Raw genomic sequence first — 703 nt, 5'->3', positions numbered from 1 at the left:
CGACGGGACGGTCGGCCGCCTGCTCGTCGGCGGCTTCTTCGGGATGATGGCGATGCTGTGGTACGTGCTGTTCCTCTACCCCGTCTACTTCGGGCTGCCGCCGGAGGCGCTGCTGTTCGATCTGGAGGGCGGGGCGGGGCGGTTCCTGCTCGGCAACCTCTGGCTCTCGGCGACGGTTGTGCTGGCGTACACCGGCGCGCCGCTGCTCCGCGGGGCGTACGTCGCCGTCCGGACCCGACAGCCCAACATGGATTTGCTCGTCTCGCTGGCGGCCACGACGGCCTACCTCTACAGCGGGCTGGCGGTGCTCACCGGCCGGACCGAGGTGTACTTCGACGTGACGATCGTCGTCGTGCTGGCGGTCACGGTCGGGAGCTACTACGAGGAGCGGATCAAGCGGCGGGCGGTCGGCGAACTCGCCGACCTCACTCGCGACCGCGCCTCGGAGGCCCGCGTTCGTACAGGTGACGGAACCGAGACGCTCCCGGTCGAGGCCGTCGAGGGCGGCGACGAGCTGGTCGTCCGCTCCGGCGAGCGCGTCCCGGTCGACGGCGAGGTGATCGAGGGGACCGCCGCGGTCGACGAGTCGCTGGTCACCGGCGAGTCGCTCCCGGTACGGCGGAGTCGCGGCGACGAGGTCCGCGGCGGGACGGTCGTCTCCGACGGGCGGCTCGTCGTTCGGGCCGTCGACGGGGCCGTGCGC

At 72.3% G+C, this 703-nt stretch carries 1 protein-coding gene; it reads left to right on the top strand.

Features of this window, described 5'->3' with window-relative positions; genetic code table 11:
- On the top strand, positions 1 to 703 hold a 703-nt coding region (locus tag ACFR9S_RS14990; protein WP_459077221.1), incomplete at both ends, for a P-type ATPase.

The sequence above is a fragment of the Halolamina salina genome (genome assembly GCF_042678005.1).
Lineage (GTDB): Archaea > Halobacteriota > Halobacteria > Halobacteriales > Haloferacaceae > Halolamina > Halolamina salina.
The sequence above is the reverse complement of the archived record's forward strand: the minus strand, read 5'-3'. Positions and strand labels throughout refer to the sequence as shown.